This window comes from Rothia sp. QJM3NY_36 (genome assembly GCF_056173115.1).
In genome coordinates this window covers 2,136,334-2,159,427 of the sequence record NZ_CM149658.1, presented here as the reverse complement: position 1 = coordinate 2,159,427, position 23,094 = coordinate 2,136,334, and the positions used below count along the sequence as shown (strand labels likewise).

The following is a 23,094-nucleotide window of genomic DNA, read 5'->3' as shown; positions in this document are numbered from 1 at the left end:
GGCCCGAAACCCAGTGGAGCGGGCCGGGCGGGTTACCGGGTGGGGATGCGCTGGCCGGGGCAGGTGTCCAGGACCCGCTGCATCGCGGCCCGCTCGGCACGGGTCACCCACAGGTCGTACTTGCGCTTGACCCCGGCCTGCCGGGCCACGTACTCGCAGCGGAAGGACTTCTGCTCGGGCAGCCAGGTCGCGGCGTCGCCGTCGGACTTGCCGTTGTTGGCGGGCCCGTCCACGGCCAGCAGGTTCAGAGGGTCGTTGGCCAGGGCCATGCGGTCCGCGGTGGACAGCTGCTGGGCGCCGGTCTGCCACGCGTCGGACAGGGCGACGACGTGGTCGATCTGCACTGCCGCGCTGGTCTGAGCCCCCGCGGTGAAGTCGATGCGCCGACCCGTGTACGGATCCTGTAGCACCCCGGTGGCCACCTTGCAGGTCCCGGGGCGCAGGGTGGTCTGGGTCAGGTCCCGGGCGAGGATGTCGTTGCGGGTGTCGCAGCCGTTGTGGTCCACATCCGCCCACCGCGCGCCGAAGGCGTCCCGGGAGTACCCGGTCCGGGCGGCCTTGCCCTTGGTCTCCAGGGAATCCAGGGCCTGCTGCGCGGTGAGGCCCGCGGGCAGGGGGCCGGCCGCCCGGGATGCGGTCGCGCCCGACCGATCTGCGGATCCGTCCTCGCCGCGGAACAGATCCAGCCCGCGGGTGCCCAGCCCGACGACGGCGAGCACCACCACCGCGACCACGGTGACGATGAACCGGGTGCGGGTGCTCATCCGCACGCGCGGGCGGGGACGGCTGCGGGATCGGCGGGAACGGCGCGGGGACACGGGACTCCTGGGACGGTGGGGAAGTGAGGCCGGGGAGGACGACGGCGCACCATTCTGCCACCGCCGCCCTCGGCCCGACCCGCCCGCCGTCCGCCGACGGACCCGCCCGCCGCCCCGCGTCGCCCACCGCCGCCCGTCGGCGTTGCCCTCTGACGGACCCGCCGGCGGATCCGGTGACCGATCCCATAGAAGATGCACTCGTGCAGATACTGCATCAGTGCATAAGATGCAGTAGTGCAAGAAAACGAATCGCCGTCGCTGCGCGAGCGCCGCCGGACCCGCACCTGGGAGGCCATCCACGCCGCCGCCGCCGAGCAGGCGCGCGCCAAGGGCCTGAAGGGCACCACCGCGGAGTCCATCGCCGAGCAGGCGGGGGTCTCCACCCGGACCTTCTTCAACTACTTCCCCAGCAAGGAGGACGCCGTCCTCGGGCTGCGCGAACCGCAGATGAGCGAGCAGCTGCTGCGCACCGTGCCCCACCCCGCGAAGAGCGCTCTGCCGGCCTACGCCGCGCAGATCTTCCTGCGGGTGCTGCGCGGGTCCATGTCCCCGGAAGCCGCCGCGGCGTCGCGCGAGGTCATCCGCGAGCTGCCGGAGCTGCGCCAGCGGATGAAGATCCACATGCTGCGCTGCGAGCAGGCCCTGCAGCAGTTCCTGCTGGGCATGGACTGGGCCGCCTACGCCGAGCGGGGAGAGCTCGTGCCCCGCACCGAGCCCGACGCCGAGCCCGACCCGGAGCAGGTGCGCCGCGTCCGGGCCCTGGTCCTGCTCTCCGCGGCGATCCTGCGCCACATCGACTTCGGTGCGGGACGGGAGATCGACGAGGCCGACGCCCAGATCGCCCGCTCCGCCGCCCTCTTCTCTCAGATCCTCCAGGAGGAACGTTGACCACCACCTACACCCCGCGTCACGCGCGCCCCGGCCGGGCCTCCACCCCGCAGACCGCCCCCGCGCCGTCGTCGGCAGCCGAGTCGGCCACGTCGTCCGAGCCCGGCGGGGCCATCGATCCCGCCCCGGCCCCCAGCATCCTGCTGCTGTTCATCGGGCTGATGCTGATCATGCTGATGTCCTCGCTGAACCAGACCGTGCTCTCCCCGGCCCTGCCCACCATCGTCGGGGAGCTGGACGGGGTGGAGCACATGTCCTGGGTGATCACCGCGTTCATCCTGGTCTCCACGATCATGATGCCGATCTACGGCAAGCTCGGGGACCTCTGGGGCCGCAAGCCCCTGCTGATCTTCGCGATCCTCGCCTTCACGGCCGGGTCCGTGACCGGTGCGCTCGCGGAGTCGATGACGGGGCTGATCGTCTCCCGTGGGCTGCAGGGTCTGGGCGGCGGCGGCCTGATGATCCTGTCCCAGGCGGTGATCGCCGATGTCATCCCGGCGCGCGAGCGCGGCAAGTACATGGGAGCCCTGATGGGCGTGTTCGCGTTCTCCTCCGTGGCCGGGCCCCTGCTGGGCGGGTGGCTGACCGAGGGCCCGGGCTGGCGCTGGGGCTTCTGGATGAACGTGCCCCTGGGCGCGCTGGCCCTGGCCGCGGCCGTGTTCCTCATCCCGCACACCAACGCGGGGGCGCGCACGCGCCGGGCGCGCATCGACGTCCTGGGCATGGCCCTGCTGGCCGCGGCCACCGCCTGCCTGGTGCTGGCGATGACGTGGGGCGGGAACCAGTACGCCTGGAACTCCCCGACCATCCTGGGGCTGCTGGGCGCCGTCGTCGTGGCGGCGGCGCTGTTCGTGCCGGTCGAGCTGCGCGCGGCCGAGCCGGTGATGCCGATGGCGCTGTTCCGGGACCGCAACTTCGTGCTGACCACCGTGGCGGGGCTGTGCATGGGCATCGCGATGTTCGGGGCGATCGGGTACATGCCCACCTACCTGCAGATGGTGCTGGGGGTGGACGCGACCCAGGCCGGCCTGCTGATGATCCCGATGATGGGCACGATGCTGGTGACCTCGGTGACCGTGGGGGCGCTGGTGTCCAAGCTGGGCCGATACAAGGCCTTCATGGTGGCCGGCTCCCTGCTGATCGCGGCCGGGCTGTTCTGCCTCTCGCGCCTGGCCACGGACACCGCCACATACCTGATCTGCCTGGCCCTGGCCGTGGTGGGTCTGGGCCTGGGGATGTCCATGCAGCTGCTGACCCTGGTGGTGCAGAACAGCTTCCCGGTGAGCATGGTCGGCACGGCGACGGCGGGGGCCAACTTCTTCCGCCAGGTGGGCGCCACGGTGGGCTCGGCCCTGGTGGGCGGGCTGTTCACGGCCCGGCTGAAGGATCTGCTGGCGGATCGCCTGGCCCCGGTGCTGGCCGCGGCCCGGCAGCAGGGGCAGGCCACGAGCCTCGGTTCCACCAACTCGCTGACCCCCTCGGTGGTGCAGTCCCTGCCGGATCCGGTGCGCGAGGTGATCATCGGGGCGTACAGCGACGCCCTGATCCCGATCTTCCTGTGGATCATGCCGCTGGGGATCGCCGCGGCGCTGGTGCTGCTGTTCGTCGTGGAGAAGGACCTGGCCACCACGGTCGCGGCCTCCGGGACCACCGCGGCTGCCGGAGCGCAGGAGGAGCGACGGGAGGAGGCTTCCGAGGAGGAGGCCGAGCGGCGCCACCCGCACACCGGGGAGATCCCGCTGCCGGAGACCGGCATGATCCCGATCCGCTCGTGAGATCCCGGGTCCTCGGGGGTGCCCGTGGGATCATGGGGGCATGATCTTCCACGCCGTCGGTGATTCCCGCCCGTACCCGGACCACGGGTACGACGGGCCCCGGCAGTGGGGGACCATCCCGCCGCAGCAGGTGCGCCTGGACCGGCTGATCACCACGCAGCGCACCCTGGACCTGGGCACCCTGCTGGATGAGGACTCCACCTTCTACGGGGACCTGTTCCCGCACGTGGTCCGGTGGCGGGGTCGGCTGTACCTGGAGGACGGGGTGCACCGGGCCCTGCGCACCGCGCTGCAGCATCGGCAGGTCATGTACGCCCGCGTCCTGGACCTGGATGCGACCGCGGATGGCGACGCGGCGTCGTCATGACTGTCTTTTGGTGACACCTGCCCGTATGATGTCAGCATGCCTCGAATCAGCGCCGCGACCAACGCCGCCCAGCGGGAGAACACCAAGAACGCCATCCTGGCCTCCTTCGGCGAGCTCCTCTACACCAACGGGCTGACCGGCCTGACCATGACCCACGTGGCCAGGAACGCCGGGATCGGGCGCACGGCCGTGTACAACTACTTCGCGGACATGGGTGAGCTGCTGGTGGCCTACGCCCTGGATGAGACCGAGCGGTTCATCGGGGATCTGCGCACCGAGCTGGCCACCGTGACCAACCCGGTGGATCAGCTGGCCGTGTACGTGCGGATGCAGATCGAGGACATGTCCCGCCGCCACCTGCCTCCGGGCCCGGCGATGCGCTCGGTGCTCTCACCGGAGTCCTTCGAGAAGCTGGGCCACCACGTCGGGGAGCTGCAGGCGGTGCTCGCCCAGATCCTGCGCGCCGGCATCGACCAGGGGTACCTGCCGGAGTCGGACATCCGCGAGATGGCGCAGCTGGTGCACGGCTCGCTGTCCTCCGCCGCGGATCGCGGGCGCGCCGAGGACGAGGCCGCCCGGGAGACCCGCATCGGGAACACCATCCGCTTCATCCAGCTGGGCCTGGGCGCCTCCTTCGACGCCGAGGGCCGCCCCGTCCCCACCCACCGGGTCCCGCAAGCGCAGGAGACCGCGGAGGACGAGGCGCCCCGCCTGCGCTCCGTGGCCTCCTGACCTGCGCGTGCCCGCTCAGGCGAGCCGGTTGATCTGGCGCAGCGAGTCGAACGGGGCGTGGGAGGAGATCCGGGCCTCGATGCCGCGGGTCACGAAGTCCTTCGCGGCCCGCGCCGCCTCCAGCGGGGTGCGGCCCTGCGCGAGCTCCGCGGTCACCGCGGCCGCCAGGGAGCAGCCGGCACCGGCCACCTGGACCTCGCCGATCTTCGGAGCGGAGAGCACCTCGGTGGTCTGCCCGTCGTAGAACACGTCCACGGCGTCGTCCCCGTCCAGGCGCACCCCGCCCTTGGCGAGCACGGCCGCCCCGGAGCGCTCGTGGATGATCCGCGCGGCCTTCTCCAGGTCCTCGACGGTGTCGATCGCCTCGAGCCCGGACAGGGACAGGGACTCGAAGTGGTTGGGGGTCACGAAGTCCGCCAGCGGCAGGATCTTCGCCTTCAGCGCCTCGTCGGTGTCCAGGGCGGCGCCGGGCTCCTGTCCCTTGCAGATCAGCACCGGATCCAGCACGATCCGGCGCGGCTTCTGCTCGGTGAGCACCTCGGCGACGGTGGCGATGGTGTCCGGGGAGCCGAGCATCCCGATCTTCACGGCGTCGAGGTCGTAGACGGTGGTGTTGACCTCCAGCTGATCCTGAAGAGTCTGCTGGTCCACGGGGGTCAGCCGGTGGGCCCAGCCGTTCTTCGGGTCGAAGGAGACGATGCAGGTCAGGGCCAGGCACCCGTAGACCCCGAGGGCCTGGAAGGTCTTCAGGTCCGCCTGCGCACCGGCGCCGCCGGTGGCTTCCGAACCCGCGATGGTCATGGCGATGGGGGTCTGCGAGGTAGTCATGCACCCCATGATGGCACGGGTCACCCCATCCGCCGCACCCCACCGCATCTCCCGTTTTGCGGAGGCAGGGGAGGGGTGAGGATGGGGCAGGGGTGGGTAGGATGCTGTGCGGCCCGGGTGGCAGGCGGGCCGCGTCATCGTCGTCCCCTCCTCGCACTCAGGAGCCTCCCGTGCCGCACTCCGCCCCCGCCCCGCGCTACGCCCGACGGCCGCGCACCTACTTCGACCTGCTGCTCGCGCTGTACTGCGTGCTGCTGATCCTGTCCAACATCGGGGCCACCAAGGGTGTGGCCTTCGGCCCCATCATCACCGACGGCGGCTTCTTCCTCTTCCCCCTGGCCTACGTGCTGGGCGATGTGGTCACCGAGGTGTACGGCTTCCGCTCCGCTCGACGGGCGATCATCACCAGCTTCCTCGCCGGGGCGTTCGCGAGCCTGTGCTTCTGGATCGTCATCATCCTGCCCGCCGCGGACTTCTACGAGAACCAGGCGGCCTTCGAATCCGTGCTGGGCCCGGTCCCGAGGATCCTCGCCGGCTCCCTGGCCGGGTTCCTGGTGGGGCAGCTGCTCAACGCCTGGGTGATGGCCCTGATCAAGCGGGCCACCGGCGAGCGGTGGATGTGGGTGCGCCTGATCGGCTCCACCCTGGTGGGGGAGCTGGCGGACACCCTGATCTTCTGCACCGTGGCCGCCCCCATCCTGGGGATCACCGAGCCCGCGGACTTCCTCAACTACGTGCTCGTGGGCTACGTGTACAAGTGCGCGGTGGAGGTCATCATCCTGCCCATCACCTACCCGACCATCGCCTGGTTCAAGCGCCACGAGCCCACCTACCCGCGCGTGGAGGACGACGCCGCGGCGGGGCCCGCTACTCGCTGAACCCGGCGATCGCGCCCAGCTCCACCAGGTGGGCCAGCTGGGCCTTGAGGGTCTTGACGGCCGCCGCCCGGGCAGCGTCGGGAACCCCCGGGTAGATCCGCCGAGCCAGCGCGGAGGCGGAGGGCCCGATGTCGTCGTCGGTCTCCCGCAGCAGCTCCTGCAGCGCCTCGAACCGGTCCAGCCGGTGCTCCAGCAGCGCCTCGCACCGGGCGTGCAGGTCCCCGCCCGACGCCCCGTGTCCGGGCAGCACAGTGTGCTCGCGCTGCTCCAGCAGATCCCGCAGGGAGTCGATGTACGGCTCCAGGGCGCCGTCCGGGTAGTCCAGCATGGTCGAGCCGCGGCCCAGCACCGTATCCCCGGTGAACATCACCGAATCGGCATCCAGGCGCAGGCACACCGAATCCGCCGTGTGCCCCGGCGTGCCCAGCACCAGCAGCTCCTGCTCCGCCGCGCCGACCACCTCCCCGTCCTCCAGGGGCGGGCCCTTGCGGCACAGGGAGGGCTCCGCCGCGCGCACCGGGGCACCGGTCATCGCGTGCAGGGCGGGGGCGCCCGCGGCGTGATCCGCGTGCCGGTGGGTCAGCAGGATCAGCTCCACCCGCGTCCGCTCGGTCAGGCGGCGCAGGTGCTCCGGGTCCTCCGGGCCCGGGTCCACCACGATGACGCCCGGCCGGGAGCCGTCTCCCGGCCAGTCCCGCGGAAGATCCCCGACCACGTACGTGTTGGTGCCCTCCAGGGTCATCGGCCCCGGATTGGGCGCGCGCAGGCAGGCCGTGTGCCCGCTGGTGCGGACCCAGCCGGGCGCGGCCGTGCCGCCGGGCTGGGGGCCGCCGGGCCCGACGGCGTCGTGCCCGGGGTCGGGGGAGGGCGTGACGTCCATGGGGTCCAGTCCACCACATCCGCGCCCGGTCCGGGGCGCGCGATGCCGCCCGCCGCCGCCCGACCTCGCCCGCGCCGGGCGGATATGCTGGTCGGATCATCCGGTTCGCACCCGAAAGGCACTTCCGCCGTGTCCCACGCACCCGAGAATCCCGGCGCCGCCGCGCCCACCCCCGCGGAGCCTGCCCCCGGTCAGGGCGGGCTGACCCGCTCCCTCTCCCACGAGCAGATGACCATGATCGCCCTCGGCTCCGCCCTGGGCACCGGCCTGTTCCTCGGCTCCGGGGCGGCCATCGCCATCGCCGGCCCGGCCGTGATCGTCTCCTACGCCATCGGCTCCCTGATCGCCGCGATCATCGCCAGCGCCGCCGGGGAGATGGCCGTGCGCTTCCCCGTGCGCGGCGGCTTCGGCTCCATGGCCGCCCGCTACCTCGGGCCCTTCGGCGGGTTCATCTCCCGCTGGTCCTACTGGGCCACCACCGTGCTGGTGGCCGGGGCGGAGCTGGTCGCGGTGGCCACGTACCTGAAGTTCTGGTGGCCGGAGCTGCCGCTGTGGGTCGGCATCGTCGTGTTCGGGGCGATCGTGCTGGGGCTGAACGCCTTCAGCGTGAAGTCCTTCGGCTCCGTGGAGTTCATCCTCTCCGGGATCAAGGTGCTCGCGGTCATCGCGTTCATCATCATCGGCCTGATCATCGTGTTCTTCGGGCTGCCCAGCCACCCCGCGGAGGGCCTGCACCGGCTCACCGAGGGCGGGGGATTCCTGCCCAACGGGCCGGCGTCGATCTGGCTGGCGATGGCCGTGGTCATGTTCTCCTTCGGCGGGATCGAGCTGGTGTCCATCTCCGCGGCCGAGGCCAAGGACCCGGTGCGCTCGGTGCGCTCGGCCGCCAAGGCCACCGTGTGGCGGCTGTCCACCTTCTACGTGCTGTCCCTGTTCGTGGTGATGTGCCTGATGTCCTCGGAGACCCTCACTCAGGAGGAGGGGCTCAGCTCCAGCCCGTTCGTGCGGGTGTTCTCCGACGTCGGGATCCCGGCGGCCGCGGCCGTCATCAACTTCATCGTGCTGGTCGCGGCGCTGTCCGCGGCGAACGCGAACGTGTACGCCGGCACCCGCCTGATGCACTCCCTGTCCTACGAGGGCATGGCCCCGCGCCGGCTGCGGGCGACGACGGCGCGCGGCATCCCCGCCGGGGCCCTGGCCGTGTCCAGCCTGGGCATCCTGCTGGTGGTGGTGCTGGCGCTGTTCACCGAGTCCGTCTTCCAGATCATGATGTCCATGATCACCACCCTGGTGCTCGTGGTGTGGGGCCTGATCCTGGTCTCCTACATCTCCTACCGGCGCCGGGACGGGGCCGCGGACCAGTTCCGCCTGCTCGGAGGGTCCGCGATGGCCGGGGTGGGCATCCTCGGGCTGGTCGCGGTGTTCGTCGCCGTGTTCTCCAGCGCGACGATGGTCGTGCCCGGCCTGGTGGCCGTGGCGTTCTTCGCGGTGCTCGTGGTGGTGTTCTTCGCCGCCGTGCGCCACCACGCCCAGCTGGATGAGTCCGCCTTCCAGGAGGCCCACGACGCCACCGGCGCCGTGCCGACGGTCGCCCCTCCGCAGCGTCGCCGCTGAGGCGCGGCGCGGTCCGGCGCGGGCGGGCCGGGCCCCCGGCCTGCTGACTCAGGGGCCGGTTCGCGGGAGCGCGCGGGCGGAGCGCGCTCCTAGAGTGGTTGGCATGAGTGCAGCAGTCGATCCCGAGCCCGTGATCCTGGAGGTCCCCCTGCGCTGGGGGGACATGGACGCGTACGGGCATGTGAACAACGTGCAGATCGTGCGGATCCTGGAGGAGGCCCGCGCGCTGGCCTTCGGCGCCCCGCCCAGCGCGGGCGAGGTCCCGGAGCAGCGTCGCCAGGAGGTGCCCATCCCCGTGTTCGCGGACCTGCCCGCGGGCACCCAGGCGCTGGTGGCCGAGCACACCGTGAAGTACCGCTCGCCCCTGCCCTACCGAGGCGATCCGGCCCGGGTGGAGGTGTGGGTCCAGCGGGTCACCCCGGCCAGCCTCACCGTGGGCTACCGGGTGTGCGATGCCGCGACCGGGACCGCGTGCTGTGCGGCGAGCACCGTGCTGGCCTTCGTCCGGCCCGACGGCGGGCTGGTGCGTCTGAGCCCGGAGCAGCGTCGCACCCTGCAGCGGCACCTGCGGGCCTGAACGGCCCCCGGCAGCCCCCAGACGCGGCGAGACGGCGCCCGCCCCCTCCCGGACCCGCTGGGGATCCGAGAGGAGGCGGGCGCCGTCGTGCTGTGCGCCGGGTGGGACTACTTGGTGGTCACCGTGATGACCGCGTCCCCGGGGGTCACGGCGTCGGCTGGGCGACCCTCCACGCTGGCGTACTTGGGGGTGTTGGTCACCAGCACCGGGGTGATCAGCGGGTACCCGGCGTCCTTGATGACCTGCCGGTCGAAGCGGTACAGCTCCTGCCCGGCGGTGACCTCATCGCCCTTGGACACGAGGACCTCGAAGCCCTCCCCGCCCAGGTTCACGGTGTCGATGCCGACGTGGACCAGCAGCTCCACGCCGTTGTCCAGCCGCAGACCCATCGCGTGCCCGGAGCCCGGGGTCGCGATGACCTTGGCGTCGGCCGGGGCGTAGACGGTGTTGCCGGTCGGCTCGATGGCCACGCCCTGACCCAGCTTCCCCGCGGAGAAGATCGGGTCCGGGACCTCGGACAGGGCCACGGCTTTGCCCTCCAGCGGGGAGCCGACGCTCAGCTCGGTGCCGGGCTCGTAGGTCGGCTTCGGCTTCGCCGGGGCGGCGGGCTTCGCGGGCTCGGCGCTGGCGGAGCCGGCGTCGTCGCGGGTGGAGGACACGCCCTCGCCCGTCCCGGCGCCGGCCGTGCCCGCGGCACCCACCGCGGTGCCGCCGGCGGCCGCGGCCACGGCGCCGGCCGGGGCGGCCACCAGATCCGGGGCGTTGGATTCGGTGGGTACCTCATCCGCGGCCAGGTTCTGCTTGGCCAGATCCGCCTCGCGCTGATCCTTGGAGCGGAAGCCGAAGATCAGCACCCCGGCCATACCGCCGAAGAAGGCGATGGCCAGGCCGATGCAGAACAGCGGGATCGGCTGCATCGCGGGGATGGACAGCAGGGAGGTGAACGCGAAGGCGTAGGAGCGCACGCCCATCCAGGAGATCAGACCGCCGGCGATCATCGCGGGCACCAGGATCAGCGGGAACACGCGCTTGTACCGCAGCACCACGCCGTACAGGGACGGCTCGGAGATGCCGCCCAGCAGACCGGAGACCGCCGCACCCGTGGCCGTCTGACGCAGCTCCTTGTCCCGCTTGGCGCGGATGGCCACACCGGTGACCACGCCGAACACCGCGAAGTTGTATGCGGCCATCGGGGACTGGATGAAGTCGTAGCCCAGGGTGGACAGGTTGGAGATCATCACGGCGTTCAGCGGCCAGTGCAGGCCCAGGGGCACCATGAACAGGTAGGACCCGGCGACCACCACACCCACGATGGCGGGGTTGATGTCGTTGAGCCACTGGAACACGTCGGAGATGCCCAGACCCAGCTTCACGCCGATGGGCCCGATGATCAGCGCGGTCAGCGGGACCATGATCAGCAGGGAGATCATGGGCACGAAGACCATGTGCAGCATGTTCGGGATGACCTTCTTCAGCAGCCGCTCCAGCGGGGCCAGCAGCGCCACCGCGAACAGGGGCGGGAAGATCTGCCCGGTGTAGTTGAACAGGTACAGCGGCACGTCCAAGCCGCCGATGTGGAACAGGGTGATGTGGTCAGCGCCCCCGGCCATGTCGGACAGGCCCTTGAAGGCGTCGGTCATCAGGGCCGCGGGGATCGCGGCACCCACCCACATGTTGGCGCCGAGCCGCTTGGCCGCCGTCGCACCCACCATGATGGGCATGAAGTTCAGCACGGACAGGGCCGCACCCAGGATGATGAACCAGAACGGGAACTGGGCACGCCACTGGTTGAGCATGTCCGCGTTGAGGGCGTCGTCGCCGAGCTTGGGCCCGTTGACCAGGTCCACGGTCACGGACTCGCCCTGGAAGTTGGTGTAGTGCCCGAACACGCCGAGGGTCTGCAGCAGCACGATCAGCGTGAGGATCATGGAGGAGCCCAGCAGGGCCCACAGGACGGGGCGGAAGGAGTCCGAGAGGACGTCGAACATCCGGGTGATGATCCCGGTCTTCTTCTCGTCCCCGGCGCCCTCGCCGGCGGCCGGCTTCTGCGCGGAGCCGCCTTCCTTCTCCATCCCGGGCATCTTGGCCATGGCGTCGTAGACGTCCGCGACCTCGTTGCCGATGACCACCTGGGTCTGCCCGGACTGCTCGATCACGGAGAGCACGCCGTCGGTCTTCTCGATGGCGGGCTTGTCCACCTTGGACTTGTCGTTGAGCGTCACGCGCAGGCGCGTGGCGCAGTGGGTGAAGTAGTTGATGTTCTCGGGCCCACCCAGCCCGTCAAGGACGGACTGCGCCGTCTTCTGGTGATCCATGTGTCGCTCCTTGGTGCGAGTGCCCGGGTGCTTACCGGGGCAGATACACGAAAGACCTGAGCCTCCCGGGGGCACGACGGCGCGCGCGAGCCACGGTCCTTGTGGCGCACGCAGGCGCTGCTCATGCGGTTGGGAGACCCAGGTCTTGCCTGATCGTCAGTAACAATCCTGAGGATCCGACGGCCTCAGGGGGCCGCCGCTCGGCCCCCAGTATAGACGCTCGGCAGGCCCCGTGCCGGACTGTTTCCGTACCCCGTTCACCGCCCGGCCCCTGGCTGCTCGCGAAACCATCTGCCGCCGGGGCCCGCGGGGAGGGGCTACAGCTGGCCGGCGGCCGCGGCGGCGTCGACGGCCTGCGGCTGGGTGCGGCGCAGCCACCGCCGGTGCCACCGGAAGTTCGCCTCCACCAGCGCGCACCCGAGCGCACCCACGCCCAGGGCCACCGCCAGCAGGTCCGCATCCGGGATCTGGAACTCGTGGTACCACCGGGAGATCGGGACCGTGAGCACCAGGACCAGACCCGCGTACATCGCCGCCAGCAGCCCCGCCCGCGCCAGGGTCAGGGGTCGGGAGCCCACGCACAGGATCCACAGGCCCACCAGCACCAGCACCAGGAAGCTCGCCGTCTGCACCGCGCGCGTGCCCACCGGGGTGGGATCGGCGAACAGGGCGTACCCGTTGACCGCCACCACCGCCGCCGTCACGATCACCGCGTTCGGCAGCGCGAAGTGCAGGGCCCGGCGCAGGAACCCCTGCACGTACCGCTGGTTGTTGGGCAGCATGGTCAGCACGAAGGTGGGCCCGCCCAGCATCAGCAGATCCGCCGTGGAGTACTGGCGCGGCAGGAACGGGAAGGTCCAGGCCAGCAGCCCCAGCGTGACCCCCATCAGCACCGCGAACGCCGTCTTGGACAGGAACAGGTGTGTGACCCGCTCGATGTTCGCGATGATCTTCCGCCCCTCCGCCAGCACCGCCGGCAGCCGGGAGAACTGCCCGTCCAGCAGCACCAGCCGGGACACCGCCTTGGTGGCCGGCGCGGCGTTGCCCATCGCGATCCCCAGGTCCGCGTACTTCAGGGCCAGGGCGTCGTTGATCCCGTCCCCGGTCATGGCGACGACGTGCCCGTCCTCCTGCAGGGCTCGCACCATGTTCCGCTTCTGTGCGGGAGAGACCCGCCCGAACACGGCGTGCTCGCGCACCGCCTCCGCCAGCTGCGGGCCCTCCTCCGGCAGGGCGGAGGCATCCACGGCCTCCCCCTGCAGGTCCACCCCGGCCTGGCGGGCCGCCGCCGCGACCGTCGCCGGGTTGTCCCCGGAGATCACCTTCGCGGCGATGCCCTGCTGGGCGAAGAACTCCAGGGTCTCCCGGGCGTCGGTGCGCACCTGCTCCCGGAAGGTCACCAGCAGCACCGGCTCCTGGTCACCGGGCAGCTCCTGGGCGGGCTTCCCGTCCCGCCCCCGGGCCAGGGCCTGCGCCCGGGAGAGCACCAGGGTGCGCAGCCCCGACGCCGCAAGCTCCCGCGCCCGGGCTCGGGCGGCGTCATAGCGGTCCGGATCGGCCAGGGCAGACGGGGCCAGCAGGGCCTCCGGGGCGCCCAGCAGCCACGCCCCCGCCCCGGGCAGCTGCACCCCGGAGAAGCGGTGCGCGGAGGAGAACGGCAGCACACCTTCCGGATCCTCCGTGGGCGCCTCCGGGAAGCCCTCGGCCAGGGCCGCCGCCGTGGGGTTGGCGTGCGGGTCCGCGCCGAACCACGCCAGGGCCGCCGCGGCGCCTGCGGGAGTCTCGGTCTTCCCCGCATCGGCGGGGTCCAGGGGATGCACGGCGTCGAAGGAGACCCCGCCCTCCGTGAGGGTGCCCGTCTTGTCGAAGCACACCGTGTCCACCCGCGCCAGCACCTCCACGGCCGGCTGCTCCTGGATCAGCACCTCGTCCTGGGCCAGCTTCACCGCGGCCACCGCGAAGGCGATCGTGGTCATCAGCGCCAGCCCCTGCGGGACCATCGACGCCACCGAGGACACCGCGACCACCAGGGCATCGCGCCACGCCCCGGTGGCGAACGCCGCGTGCCACCCGCCCACGGCCTGCATCTGCCCGTTGAGCACCACCGCCACGATCGGCACCAGCGCCCAGCTCAGCCACCGCACCACCTGCTGCATCCCGGCGCGCAGCTCGGAGAAGATCGGTCGGAAGGTGCGCGCCTCGGCCGCCAGGGAGGCGGCGTGGGAGCGGGAGCCGACGGCGCTCAGGCGCACCCGCCCGGACCCGCCGGTCACCGAGGAGCCGGACAGCACGGTGTCCCCGGGGCTCTTGGTCACCGGGTCGTTCTCCCCGGTCAGCAGGGACTCGTCCAGGTCCAGCCCGTCGGCGGTGAGCGCCTCGCCGTCGGCCGGGACCTGATCCCCCCGGGTGAGCACCAGGACGTCGTCCAGCACCAGCTCCTCCAGCGCCACCTCGACGACCTCGCCGCCGCGCACCACCCGCGCCGGGTCCCGACGCAGCAGGGCGATCCGGTCCAGCTTGCGCTTGGCGGAGAACTCCTGGATGAAGCCGATGACGATGTTGCTCAGCGCCGCCAGGGAGAACAGCAGGTCCAGCCACCGGCCCAGCGCGATGATGACGGCCGCGCACAGCCCGAGGATCAGGTTGAACAGGGTGAGCAGGTGGGTGCGGATGATCGCCCACACGCTGCGGGAGGTGGTGGTGGGCTGGGTGTTGGTCAGGCCGCGCTCGCGGCGGGCGGCCACCTGCTCGGCGGTGAGTCCGGTGCGGACCAGCTCGGCGTCGTCGGCCCGGGGGAGGGCGGGTGCCTGGTGGGTCCGGACGCTCATCGCTCTCCTCGGCTGGGGTGGGGGTGCTGCGCCGCCCAGTCTATCCGCGAGCACCCCGCCCGGACCGGAGCCGACGCCGTCCCCGGTGTGGTCCCCGGGCCCGCCGGTGGTGCGCGGTGCGCGGCCTCGGGCGGGGGCTCGTGAGATCCTGGGAGGCGCCCCCGCACGCACCAGGAGCCCACTCGCTTCCCGAGGAGGAGATCGCATGGCTCGCCGCACCAGCCGACGCTCTGCCCGTCGCCCCGCCCCGCCGGAGATCCCCGGCACCGAATACGTCCCGGAGGGCGCGCCGCTGGAGCGTCCCGTGCGCGGGCGGCGCACCGCCGTCGTCGGGGCCACGCTGAGCCTGATCGGGGTGATCTTCTCCGTGTTCGCCTCCCTGCTGGGGGCGGTGGTGCTGGTGCGGGTGCAGCTGGAATCCTCCTACGCGACCATGAAGGAGGCCTTCGAGGCCGGGCAGTACAGCGAGTACGCCCTGCCCCTGATCGCCCTGGCCTCCCAGGTGCTCTGGGCGGTGCTGGTGCTCATCGGCTTCCTGCTGCTGGCCATCGGCCTGGCCCGCGGCTACCGGCGCGCCTGGGTGTGGGCCGCCGGAGTGGCCGGGCCCGTGGGGATGCTGCTCTCCCTGGCCCTGTTCATCGCTGTGACGGCCTCCACCGCCCCCGCCGCCTGACCGGGCCGGGGCCCGCCCCGACGAGGTTTCGGGACGGGTTCGTCGCTTCGGGACCGGAATATCCCGTCCCGAAACGACAAACCGGTCCCGAACGCGATCCGGTCAGCGGGCCAGGCGCTCGCGCAGGTACGGGGTGTAGGCGGCGGCCATCTTCTCGTGGCCGGTGGGGGCGGAGAAGTGCTTCCCGTCCACCAGGTCCCCCTCCGCGTGCCACTCGGTGATCTTCCCGCGCAGGGGCACGAACTCCACACCCTCCGCCCGGGCCACCTGCTCCAGGGCATCGGCCACCCGGTCCCGCGCCGTCGCGCCCTTCTTGGAGATCACCCCGCTGAGCACGATCCGCGACTGCGGATACGCCTCCTTCAGCGTGCGCAGCAGCCGCGCGGTCCCCTCCCGCAGCCTCTCCGGGGCCACCCCGACGTCGTTGCCGGAGCCCTGCACGTACACCAGCCCCGGGTCCCCCGCGGGCAGCACCCACCGGCCGCCGGCCACCCCGTCCAGGTACGAGCCGTAGTGGTCTTTCGAGCCGTCCGCCACCACGCCGATCCCGCCGCGGGCCCGGTAGTGCGGGGTCCAGCCCAGGGCGCGGATCGAGCGGGACACCCATGAGCCGTCGTGGTCCCCGTCCAGCAGCTGGGAATCCCCGAGCACCAGGGCGTCCCCGGCCCCCATAGCCTGATCCTCGGCCATGACCAGCCCCGCCCGCTCCGGGTGATGGGCCAGCGTCATCGCCGTGAAGCGGGTGCGGATCACCCCGTCCTCCCCGCGGGCCGAGGCCACCGGGGCCCCGACCAGCGCGGGCCCGCGCAGCCACTGCCGCAGCACCGGCGCGGACATCGCCACGGCCGTGCCCTCGGGACTCAGCACGGCGACCCCGCCCGCGTGCTCCCGGGAGATCACACCGCCGGGTCCGGTCTGCACCGGGCCGCGCGCCTCCCCCAGCCCGTGCAGGGCGGCCACCGCATCCAGGGTCCGCGCGGGATCCTCCCGGCCCTGCTCCGGCAGCACGCTGAGATACCCCTGCTCATCGGCCTGCACCCGTCCGCGCAGGGAGGCCGAGGCGACGCCGTCCCGGGCGCCCCAGCGCAGCACGGTCCGGGTGCCGTCCGCGGCCAGGAAGCTCTGCAGCACGACGCCGCCGGGCAGCGTGCGCTCCGGGGCCTCGGCCGCGCCCATCGCCTCCTCGTAGCGCCCGCGGAACACCCCGCACAGCGGCTGAGCCCCGTGGGCGGCATCCCACAGCAGGTCCGCCCGGTCGAAGCTCTGCCGGCACACCGGGGTCGGCGCCTCGTCGCAGCGCTCGCCCTCCGGGGTGCGCGTGCTCGGGGCGCCCAGCCGCTCCCGGTGGGCCAGCCAGTACGCGCCGATCGCCCCGCTGGTCCTGACCGGCACGACGCCGTCGCCGGCCTCCTCCGCATCCCGCTCCTGCACGGAGGCGCTCGCGGCGGAACCCGGGCTCGCGGTGCCCTGCCGCCCCGCGCCGTCCCCGTCCTCCCGGCGCACCAGCAGCCAGGAGGCGCCGTCGGCGGCGTGTCCGGTGCGCAGCTGACGGGCCCCGGCGTCGAGGGATTCCGCGGGCCACCCGTAGTCGCCCTCGGGGCCGCCGTGGCCGGTGTACCAGTCCAGCAGCGGCCCGGCGACCAGGTGCGCGGCGCCGCTGGACGGGGACCAGAAGATCCGCCCGCGCTGGAAGGCCTGCTCGCAGCCGTCCCCGGGCAGCCCGCAGCGCTGATCCTCCACCGGCTCCCCGAGGGCCTGGCGCACCCCGTCCCGTTGGTAGTGCGTCAGGATCTCACCGGTCACCTCCGGGGCGCGCTGAGCGCACCCGGTGAGCAGACCGGCGCCCAGCAGCAGCACCGTCCCCAGCGCGGTCCAGGACGATGCCCGTGCGGCCATCGCATCCCTCCCGTGCGACTCAGGCGAAGCGGGCGGGCAGGGTGCCGGCCCACCCCGCGCGCAGCTCGTCCAGGTCCACCGAGGCGATGCCCTGCAGATCCAGGGCCCCGGCTTGTGCATCCACCACGCCGATGCGCGCGAAGGGGTAGTCCCGGGCGGTGCACATGTCCTTGAAGCGCACCTCCTCGGTGCGCGGCACCGCGCACACCACCCGCCCCTGGGATTCGGAGAACAGCAGGGTGAACTCATCCACCCCGTCCCGCTCGGCCACCTCGCCCAGGCCGATCCGCGCCCCGACGCCGAAGCGCAGGCACGCCTCCGCCAGGGTCGCGGCCAGCCCGCCGGCGGCGACGTCGTGGGCGGAGTCGATCATCCCGTCCCGGCTCATGTTCACCAGGATGTCCCCGAGCAGCTTCTCCCGGGCCAGGTCCACCCGCGGCGGCACCCCGCCCAGGTGCCCGCGCAGCCGGGCCCACTCGGACCCGTCCAGCTCCTCGGCGGTGGTGCCCAGCAGGTAGATCGCCTGCCCGTCCTGATCGGCCTCCCACCCGGAGGGGGTGCGGCGGGCGACGTCGTCCATGACGCCCATCATGGCGACCACCGGGGTCGGGTTGATCGCCCGCCCGCCGGTCTGGTTGTACAGGGAGACGTTGCCGCCGGTCACCGGCACGCCCAGCTCCAGGCAGCCGTCGGCCAGGCCCCGCACGGCCTCGGCGAACTGCCACATGATCGCCGGGTCCTCCGGGGAGCCGAAGTTCAGGCAGTCGGAGACCGCCACGGGCCGGGCGCCGCCGGTGGACACGTTGCGGTAGGCCTCGGCCAGGGCCGCCTTCGCCCCCTCGTAGGGGTCCAGGTATGCGTAGCGGGGGGTCGCGTCCGTGGACAGGGCCACGCCCAGCCCGGTCTGCTCATCCACCCGGATCACCCCGGCGTCGTCCGGCTGGGACATGGCCGTGTTGCCCTGCACGTAGCGGTCGTACTGGTCGGTCACCCAGGCCTTGGAGCACAGGTTCGGGGAGGACATCAGCTCGACGATCGCCGGGCCCAGGTCCGCCCCGGAGGGCCGGTCCGCGTCCGCGGCGGAGCCGGCGAAGCGATCTGCGGCCACCGCGTCCTGCCAGTCCGGGCGGGCCAGGGGACGCTCGTAGGTGGGGCCGTCGTGGGCGACGGTGCGCGGATCCACGTCCACGATGATCTCCCCGCCCCACTCGATGGTCAGGCGCCCGGAGTCGTTGACCTCTCCGAGCACGGAGTACTCCACGTCCCACTTGTCCATGATCTGCTCGAAGCGGCCCAGGTTCTGCGGGGTCACCACGGCCATCATCCGCTCCTGGGACTCGGACATGAGGATCTCCCCGGGGGTCAGGGTGGGGTCGCGCAGCAGCACCTTGGTCAGGTCCACGTGCATCCCGCCCTCCCCGTTGGAGGCCAGCTCGGACGTGGCGCAGGAGATCCCGGCGGCACCCAGGTCCTGGATGCCCTCCACCACGGACTCCTTGAACAGCTCCAGGCAGCACTCGATGAGCACCTTCTCCGCGAAGGGGTCCCCCACCTGCACGGCGGGGCGCTTGGAGGGCTTGGCGTCGTCGAAGGACTCCGAGGCCAGCACGGAGGCCCCGCCGATGCCGTCCCCGCCGGTGCGCGCGCCGAACAGGATCACCCGGTTGCCCACCCCGGAGGCGTTGGCCAGGCGGATGTCCTCGTGGCGCATCACGCCGACGGCGAGGGCGTTGACCAGGGGGTTGTCCTGGTAGCAGGGGTCGAACTCCACCTCGCCGCCGATGTTCGGCAGACCCAGGGAGTTGCCGTACCCGCCGACCCCGGCCACCACCCCGTGCACCACGCGCGCGGTGTCCGGGTGGTCGATGTCCCCGAAGCGCAGCGGGTCCATGACCGCCACGGGCCGGGCGCCCATCGAGATGATGTCGCGCACGATCCCGCCGACCCCGGTGGCGGCCCCCTGGTACGGCTCCACGTAGGAGGGGTGGTTGTGGGATTCGATCTTGAAGGTCACGGCCCAGCCGCCGCCGATGTCGGTGACCCCGGCGTTCTCCCCGATGCCCACCATCAGGTCCTTCTTCATCTCCTCGGTGACCTTCTGCCCGAACTGCTTCAGGTGCACCTTGGAGGACTTGTAGGAGCAGTGCTCGGACCACATCACGGAGTACATGGCCAGCTCCGCGGCGGTGGGGCGTCGGCCCAGCAGCCGCACGATCTGCTGGAACTCCTCCTCCTTCAGGCCCAGCTCCGCCCAGGGCAGCTCCTCATCGGGGGTCTTCGCGGCGTGCTCGACGGTGTCCAGGTTGAACTGCTGCTCGGTCATGGGGTGCGGGGCTTCCTTCGGGGAGGGGGTGGGCGACGTCGTCGTGGTGGGTGGGGCTCAGGCGTTCACGAGCTGGCGCAGGAGGGAGGAGAAGATCCGCAGCCCATCCGTGCCCCAGCGCATGGCCACGGCCTCGCGCCCGGAGGAGGAGGGGCCGAAGCCGCCCTCCACCGCGTGCTCCGGGTGCGGCATGAGCCCGACGACGTTGCCGCGCTCGTTGCGCACCCCCGCGATGTCGTTGCGGGAGCCGTTGGGGTTGCCGCCCAGGTAGCGGAAGGCCACCAGGTCCTCGGCCTCCAGCTTCTCCAGGGTCTTCGCGTCGCACACGTACTGCCCGTCTTGGTTCTTCAGCGGCACCACGATCTCCTCGCCGCGCTGAAGCTCCGCCAGCCAGGGGGTCGCGGTGGTCTCCACGCGCAGGCGCTGATCCCGGCAGATGAACTTCAGGTGGTCGTTCTTGATCATGGAGCCGGGCAGCAGGTGCGTCTCGGTGAGCACCTGGAAGCCGTTGCAGATGCCCAGCACCGGCAGGGCGTGCTCGGAGCGGGCGGCGTCGGCCACGGAGGCCATCATGGGGGCCTTCGCGGCGATGGCCCCGGCGCGCAGGTAGTCCCCGTAGGAGAAGCCGCCGGGGATGATCACGGCGTCCACCCCCTGCAGGTCCGAGTCCTTGAACCACAGGGGCACGGGGGTGCCGCCGGCCAGGCGCACGGCGCGGGCGGCGTCGCGCTCGTCCAGGGTCCCGGGGAAGGTGACGACGCCGACGCGCACCGCGGCCAGCGCGGCGTCCGGGGCGTCCTGGTGCAGGTCCGCGACGAGGGGGGTCTCCACGGTCATCGCGCTCAGTCCTCCACCACGGTCACGGCCACAACGTCCTCGATCACCGGGTTGGACAGCAGCTCCTCACCGGCCTTGCGGGCCTCGGCCAGGCGGGCCTCGGTGACCTCGCCCTCCACGCTCAGCTCGAAGCGCTTGCCCTGGCGCACGGCAGTGAAGCCGTCCAGGCCGATCTGGGGCAGCTCCCGGGCGATCGCCTTGCCCTGGGGGTCCAGGATCTCGGGCTTGGGCATGACGTCGACGATGATGCGGGGCATCGGGGCTCCTGTACGCGAGGCGGACGGTGTGGGCGCGCGGAAGGGGAGCGGAAGGTGCCGTCTCACGCGCGTCGGCCGGGCGCGGCCGCCGCACGCTCCGCGAGCTTGCGGGATCAGTCTACCCGGGGGTCGCGTGCGGCACACCACCGCGACGGCGCCGGCGCTCAGGAGCCGGCGATGGACGCCGGGCGGGCCGGGTCCAGCACCGCCCGCGGATCGAAGAAGTGCTGCAGCACGTCGTTGTCCCCGTCGATGGCGGCCTTCAGGGAGATCCCGTCCACGTTGATGCGGTTGGCGCGGATCGTGGTCGGCTGGATCTGCCACCAGGCCACCTGGGAGGCGTCCACGTTGAAGAAGGCGTGGAAGCCCTGCTGGGTGAGCATCCGGACCTTGGGGTTGGCGTCCGTGTACGGCTCGACCCCGGCGATGTCCGCGCCGAACGGGTAGATCAGCAGGTCCGTGGGGCCCACCAGCGGCTCCACCTCCGCCTTCCACTTCCGCGTGTCCGCCTCCAGGTTGGCCACGCCCTCCTGGGTGAAGTTCAGGTGCCCCCAGGAGTGGCTGGCGAACTCCCAGCCGCGGTCCTTCATGGCCTGGGCGACCGTCCGGGCCGTCTCCTGGTCCCGGCGGATGTTCCGGTTCTCCTGGCCGTAGGAGATCTCGGAGGTGCGGTAGCCCAGGATCCCGTTGTACCCGGTCAGGGCCACGGTGCCCTTCGCCCCGGCGTGGGAGAACTCCGGGTGCTCGGCCACGAAGCGCTCCAGGATCGGCACGTAGTCGTACTCCCCGGTGGTGGTCTTCCCCGCGGCGTCGGTGTACGTGCAGGTCAGCTCCCCGTCGTGCAGCGTGACGTTCTGCGCGAACCCGTCCCCGTCCATGTACTCGTAGTAGGAGAGGTCGTCGAAGGACAGGATCAGCGGCTTCTTCCCGCGGGTGATCTCCGGGTGCAGCGTCGTGACCCGGCCGTCGGCCTCGGCGCGCAGCAGCTGGTGCGGGGTCACCAGCTGGAAGTCGCGTCGGTGCAGCTCGGCGATGATCTTCCGGAACTCCGGGATGGTGACCATGTAGTCCAGGTACCCGGCCTGCTGGTCATCGCCGTCGAAGGCCCGCTGGGGATCGGCCACCAGGGAGTGGAAGAACAGGTGCGGGACCGTGCTGATGTCCTGCAGGGCGACGCCGGGGGCCTGGCTGGCCGAGGAGGCGGAGGCGGACGGGGACTCGGGGCCCTCCGAGGATCCGGCGCTGGGCCCGGCCTGCCCGCCCGTGCGCCCGCAGGCGGACAAGGCCAGGCCCGCGAGGCCGGCGGCTCCGGAGGCGATGAGTGAGCGGCGCGAGAGGCTCATGGGGTGGTTCTCCTCCGTGGTTCGAGGCGATGGCGGCCGAACGCGGGCACCTGGCCCGCGCCGGCCTTCGGGGATATGGGCTCGGGCCCCTCTCCCACCGGGAGAGGGGCCCGAGGCGGTGCGCAGGTCCGCACCCGGCGGGGGCTCGCGGATCCCGCGGCGTCGGCTACTTGCCGAACTCCTTCTCGATGACGTCCAGGACGTTGCCCGCGGAGTAGTAGTCCAGGCGGAAGGAGTCCAGACCCATCGCGTAGACGCGGCTGTCCTTCACGGCGTCCGTGTCGGCGACGAGCTGGTCCTTCTCGAAGGCCTGGACCTTCTTCTCGTCGGCGTTGAAGATCACCGCGGTCTTGCCGGTGATGGCCTTGGAGAGGTTCTCGCTGTCCACCGGCACGATGTCCTCGCGCTGGCCGCCCATCTGGGAGCTGCCGGACTTGGCGTCATCGGGCACGGTGGTCAGCTCGAAGCCGAGTTCCTTGAGCATCCGGCCCTGGGCGGACTTGTCGGTCCAGATGTTGGCCTTGGAGCCGGAGCCGTCGCGGCTGGGGTTGTAGTTCAGGGCCGTGGTGGGCTGCTCGGGCAGCTCGATGGCGTCCTTGACCTCGGCGAGCTTGTCCTCGTACTTCTTCACGACGTCCTCGGCCTGCTGCTCGTGGCCGGTCACCTCACCGAGCTTCTCGGTCACGTCCTGCCAGTCCTTGTCCGCGTAGTCCACCACGAACACCGGGGCGCCGATCTCCTTGAGCTGGTCCAGCTGCTCCATCGCGGAGTCCTGGCCGGTCTTGGACACGATGATCAGGTCCGGGTTCTCCGCCGCGACCTCCTCCGGCTTGGTGGTGATGCCGCTCAGCGCCTTGACGCCGCGCTGCCCGGCGACGTCGCCCCACTGGGTGAAGAAGCCCTTGTCATCCGAGACGGGGGTGTTGGCCTGGGTGATGCCGGTGGCCTTGACCGGGGCGTCTGCGGCCAGCAGGGAGCCGGTCAGGGTCACGGAGGTGGAGACGATGCTCTTCGGCTGGGAGTCGATGGTCACCTCATCGCCGTTGTCGTCCTTGATGGTGCGCGGCCAGTCCCCGGAGGAGGCCGAGGCGCTGGCGGAATCCGAGGAGTCCTCGGAGCTGCCGTCGCCGGAGCCGCAGGCGCTGAGCGCGAAGACGCCGCACAGGGCGAAGATCAGGGCTGCCAGCAGGCGGCGCAGCGGGGTCTTGGTCGGGGTCACGGTGCGGTCTCCTCGGGTCGGGGACGGGTGGGTGTGCTCCAGGCCG

General features: G+C 72.0%; 19 protein-coding genes. 8 read left to right on the top strand and 11 right to left on the bottom strand.

Going from position 1 to position 23,094, the window contains the following annotated elements:
* Positions 1 to 32: 32 nt before the first annotated feature.
* Positions 33 to 764 (bottom strand): HNH endonuclease family protein, encoded by a 732-nt coding sequence (locus tag AC0VXQ_RS09635; protein ID WP_196826118.1) that lies wholly within the window; start codon positions 762 to 764, stop codon positions 33 to 35.
* Positions 765 to 1,052: 288 nt separating this feature from the next.
* Here AC0VXQ_RS09635 and AC0VXQ_RS09630 point away from each other — a divergent pair, with 288 nt between their 5' ends.
* The 4 genes from AC0VXQ_RS09630 to AC0VXQ_RS09615 all read left to right on the top strand — a co-directional run bounded on the left by AC0VXQ_RS09630 (position 1,053) and on the right by AC0VXQ_RS09615 (position 4,580).
* Complete coding sequence (locus AC0VXQ_RS09630; protein ID WP_058731801.1) at positions 1,053 to 1,706, top strand: TetR family transcriptional regulator; 654 nt, start codon at positions 1,053 to 1,055, stop codon at positions 1,704 to 1,706.
* 113 nt (positions 1,707 to 1,819) lie between these two features.
* Positions 1,820 to 3,481: an MDR family MFS transporter gene (locus tag AC0VXQ_RS09625; RefSeq protein ID WP_224799679.1), complete on the top strand. Its 1,662-nt coding sequence runs from the start codon at positions 1,820 to 1,822 to the stop codon at positions 3,479 to 3,481.
* 40 nt (positions 3,482 to 3,521) lie between these two features.
* Complete coding sequence (locus AC0VXQ_RS09620; RefSeq protein WP_058731800.1) at positions 3,522 to 3,848, top strand: type II toxin-antitoxin system VapB family antitoxin; 327 nt, start codon at positions 3,522 to 3,524, stop codon at positions 3,846 to 3,848.
* Between the two features lie 36 nt (positions 3,849 to 3,884).
* Positions 3,885 to 4,580, top strand: coding sequence for a TetR/AcrR family transcriptional regulator (locus AC0VXQ_RS09615; protein WP_058731799.1), 696 nt, complete (start codon positions 3,885 to 3,887; stop codon positions 4,578 to 4,580).
* Between the two features lie 15 nt (positions 4,581 to 4,595).
* Here AC0VXQ_RS09615 and AC0VXQ_RS09610 read toward each other — a convergent pair whose 3' ends face one another.
* On the bottom strand, positions 4,596 to 5,408 hold the full coding sequence (locus AC0VXQ_RS09610) for a hydroxymethylpyrimidine/phosphomethylpyrimidine kinase (RefSeq protein ID WP_224799592.1): 813 nt from the start codon (positions 5,406 to 5,408) through the stop codon (positions 4,596 to 4,598).
* 101 nt (positions 5,409 to 5,509) lie between these two features.
* Between AC0VXQ_RS09610 and AC0VXQ_RS09605 the strand changes: the two genes are divergently transcribed.
* Positions 5,510 to 6,286, top strand: a complete 777-nt coding sequence (locus AC0VXQ_RS09605; RefSeq protein ID WP_081047775.1) for a queuosine precursor transporter — start codon at positions 5,510 to 5,512, stop codon at positions 6,284 to 6,286.
* Here AC0VXQ_RS09605 and AC0VXQ_RS09600 read toward each other — a convergent pair.
* Positions 6,276 to 7,166 (bottom strand): MBL fold metallo-hydrolase, encoded by an 891-nt coding sequence (locus tag AC0VXQ_RS09600; protein WP_224799593.1) that lies wholly within the window; start codon positions 7,164 to 7,166, stop codon positions 6,276 to 6,278. The two genes, AC0VXQ_RS09605 and AC0VXQ_RS09600, sit on opposite strands and share 11 nt — an antisense overlap.
* Before the next feature lie 129 nt (positions 7,167 to 7,295).
* Here AC0VXQ_RS09600 and AC0VXQ_RS09595 point away from each other — a divergent pair, with 129 nt between their 5' ends.
* Positions 7,296 to 8,780 carry an amino acid permease gene (locus AC0VXQ_RS09595; protein WP_224799594.1) on the top strand — a complete coding sequence of 495 codons (1,485 nt, stop codon included), beginning with the start codon at positions 7,296 to 7,298 and terminating at the stop codon, positions 8,778 to 8,780.
* Between the two features lie 103 nt (positions 8,781 to 8,883).
* Positions 8,884 to 9,357, top strand: a complete 474-nt coding sequence (locus AC0VXQ_RS09590; RefSeq protein ID WP_058731019.1) for an acyl-CoA thioesterase — start codon at positions 8,884 to 8,886, stop codon at positions 9,355 to 9,357.
* 107 nt (positions 9,358 to 9,464) lie between these two features.
* Here the strand turns inward: AC0VXQ_RS09590 and AC0VXQ_RS09585 are convergent, their stop codons facing one another.
* Together AC0VXQ_RS09585 and AC0VXQ_RS09580 are read right to left on the bottom strand one after the other, a co-directional pair.
* Positions 9,465 to 11,672, bottom strand: coding sequence for a glucose PTS transporter subunit IIA (locus AC0VXQ_RS09585; RefSeq protein WP_224799595.1), 2,208 nt, complete (start codon positions 11,670 to 11,672; stop codon positions 9,465 to 9,467).
* Between the two features lie 317 nt (positions 11,673 to 11,989).
* Positions 11,990 to 14,500: an HAD-IC family P-type ATPase gene (locus AC0VXQ_RS09580; RefSeq protein ID WP_224799596.1), complete on the bottom strand. Its 2,511-nt coding sequence runs from the start codon at positions 14,498 to 14,500 to the stop codon at positions 11,990 to 11,992.
* 205 nt (positions 14,501 to 14,705) lie between these two features.
* Between AC0VXQ_RS09580 and AC0VXQ_RS09575 the strand changes: the two genes are divergently transcribed.
* Positions 14,706 to 15,173 carry a hypothetical protein gene (locus AC0VXQ_RS09575; protein ID WP_144938000.1) on the top strand — a complete coding sequence of 156 codons (468 nt, stop codon included), beginning with the start codon at positions 14,706 to 14,708 and terminating at the stop codon, positions 15,171 to 15,173.
* Positions 15,174 to 15,275: 102 nt separating this feature from the next.
* On the opposite strand, the gene AC0VXQ_RS09570 is transcribed toward AC0VXQ_RS09575, so the two are convergent.
* From AC0VXQ_RS09570 to fepB, 6 genes are all read right to left on the bottom strand, one after another.
* Entirely contained in the window at positions 15,276 to 17,069 is a 1,794-nt protein-coding gene (locus AC0VXQ_RS09570) for an SGNH/GDSL hydrolase family protein (RefSeq protein ID WP_224799597.1), read from the bottom strand.
* A gap of 19 nt (positions 17,070 to 17,088) precedes the next feature.
* Complete coding sequence (purL, locus tag AC0VXQ_RS09565) at positions 17,089 to 19,392, bottom strand: phosphoribosylformylglycinamidine synthase subunit PurL (RefSeq protein WP_224799598.1); 2,304 nt, start codon at positions 19,390 to 19,392, stop codon at positions 17,089 to 17,091.
* 57 nt (positions 19,393 to 19,449) lie between these two features.
* Positions 19,450 to 20,229, bottom strand: coding sequence for a phosphoribosylformylglycinamidine synthase subunit PurQ (gene purQ, locus AC0VXQ_RS09560; protein ID WP_058730584.1), 780 nt, complete (start codon positions 20,227 to 20,229; stop codon positions 19,450 to 19,452).
* Between the two features lie 5 nt (positions 20,230 to 20,234).
* A complete protein-coding gene (gene purS, locus AC0VXQ_RS09555; RefSeq protein WP_061225684.1) occupies positions 20,235 to 20,486 on the bottom strand; it encodes a phosphoribosylformylglycinamidine synthase subunit PurS in 252 nt (83 codons plus the stop codon).
* 164 nt (positions 20,487 to 20,650) lie between these two features.
* Entirely contained in the window at positions 20,651 to 21,829 is a 1,179-nt protein-coding gene (locus tag AC0VXQ_RS09550; protein WP_129357649.1) for a polysaccharide deacetylase family protein, read from the bottom strand.
* A 166-nt stretch (positions 21,830 to 21,995) separates the two neighbouring features.
* Positions 21,996 to 23,048 (bottom strand): Fe2+-enterobactin ABC transporter substrate-binding protein, encoded by a 1,053-nt coding sequence (fepB, locus tag AC0VXQ_RS09545; RefSeq protein WP_224799599.1) that lies wholly within the window; start codon positions 23,046 to 23,048, stop codon positions 21,996 to 21,998.
* Positions 23,049 to 23,094 lie beyond the last annotated feature (46 nt).

Bases quoted from the DNA above. Each gene is read 5' to 3' on its own strand.
- purL (WP_224799598.1), bottom strand. From the start codon at position 19,392: ATGACCGAGCAGCAGTTCAACCTGGACACCGTCGAGCACGCCGCGAAG.
- AC0VXQ_RS09610 (WP_224799592.1), bottom strand. From the start codon at position 5,408: ATGACTACCTCGCAGACCCCCATCGCCATGACCATCGCGGGTTCGGAA.
- AC0VXQ_RS09590 (WP_058731019.1), top strand. From the start codon at position 8,884: ATGAGTGCAGCAGTCGATCCCGAGCCCGTGATCCTGGAGGTCCCCCTG.
- AC0VXQ_RS09605 (WP_081047775.1), top strand. From the start codon at position 5,510: ATGCTGTGCGGCCCGGGTGGCAGGCGGGCCGCGTCATCGTCGTCCCCT.
- AC0VXQ_RS09615 (WP_058731799.1), top strand. From the start codon at position 3,885: ATGCCTCGAATCAGCGCCGCGACCAACGCCGCCCAGCGGGAGAACACC.
- AC0VXQ_RS09620 (WP_058731800.1), top strand. From the start codon at position 3,522: ATGATCTTCCACGCCGTCGGTGATTCCCGCCCGTACCCGGACCACGGG.
- AC0VXQ_RS09570 (WP_224799597.1), bottom strand. From the start codon at position 17,069: ATGGCCGCACGGGCATCGTCCTGGACCGCGCTGGGGACGGTGCTGCTG.
- AC0VXQ_RS09580 (WP_224799596.1), bottom strand. From the start codon at position 14,500: ATGAGCGTCCGGACCCACCAGGCACCCGCCCTCCCCCGGGCCGACGAC.
- AC0VXQ_RS09585 (WP_224799595.1), bottom strand. From the start codon at position 11,672: ATGGATCACCAGAAGACGGCGCAGTCCGTCCTTGACGGGCTGGGTGGG.
- purQ (WP_058730584.1), bottom strand. From the start codon at position 20,229: ATGACCGTGGAGACCCCCCTCGTCGCGGACCTGCACCAGGACGCCCCG.
- AC0VXQ_RS09575 (WP_144938000.1), top strand. From the start codon at position 14,706: ATGGCTCGCCGCACCAGCCGACGCTCTGCCCGTCGCCCCGCCCCGCCG.
- AC0VXQ_RS09635 (WP_196826118.1), bottom strand. From the start codon at position 764: ATGAGCACCCGCACCCGGTTCATCGTCACCGTGGTCGCGGTGGTGGTG.
- AC0VXQ_RS09550 (WP_129357649.1), bottom strand. From the start codon at position 21,829: ATGAGCCTCTCGCGCCGCTCACTCATCGCCTCCGGAGCCGCCGGCCTC.
- purS (WP_061225684.1), bottom strand. From the start codon at position 20,486: ATGCCCCGCATCATCGTCGACGTCATGCCCAAGCCCGAGATCCTGGAC.
- AC0VXQ_RS09600 (WP_224799593.1), bottom strand. From the start codon at position 7,166: ATGGACGTCACGCCCTCCCCCGACCCCGGGCACGACGCCGTCGGGCCC.